Annotated in this window: 1 protein-coding gene; it reads right to left on the reverse strand. The window is 63.1% G+C overall.

Annotation, left to right across the window (positions count from 1 at the left end):
• The coding region (locus AUL35_RS21350) for a fatty acid desaturase (RefSeq protein WP_192847146.1) at positions 1 to 621 on the reverse strand (621 nt) is incomplete at both ends.

Below are 621 nucleotides of genomic sequence, written 5' to 3' on the forward strand. Positions count from 1 at the left end.
CTGCCATAAAGGAGCAGGAGTGAGAGGTTCAACGCCATGATGCTGCGCCAGGCATCCCGTACGGGAAGCGCTTGGCCGAACGGAGAGCGTTGCAGCAGGATGAAGTAGACCGGCGGGCCGACGACATGAAGCAGGAGCGGATGGCGATAAATCCGGTAACGCATCTGCGCGCCGCGGCCCAACGCAGCATACTCGGCGACCGTCAGAGTATCAACGTCGCCGATCCCGCGTCGACCGAGGTCTCCCGCCGTGGTGTGATGAACGGCATGGGAGCGGCTCCAGTAGCCGAAGGGCGTCAGGGTGAAGACGCTGAGGAGCCGACCAACGGCACGGTTGGTCCGCTTCGACGTGAAGAAGGAGTTGTGGCCGCAGTCATGCTGGACACCGAACAAGCGCACGAGAAGCCCGCCAGCGGGAAGGGCTAACGCCAAAAGGGCGTGGATCCCCGTTGCTGCGCCAAACAGCAGGAGCCCTGCCGTCAGAAGAAAGAGTGCAAAGGTGGCACCGAACTGGAACCAGGCGGTCCGGTCGTCGGCATCGCGGTAACGAAGGCAATGGCGCGACAGGCGGCGGATCTCTGCTTCGTCCAGATCTGGGACGAAGCGTTCAAAGCCGCGCTTC

The sequence above is a fragment of the Aureimonas sp. AU4 genome (assembly GCF_001463765.1).
Lineage (GTDB): Bacteria > Pseudomonadota > Alphaproteobacteria > Rhizobiales > Rhizobiaceae > Aureimonas.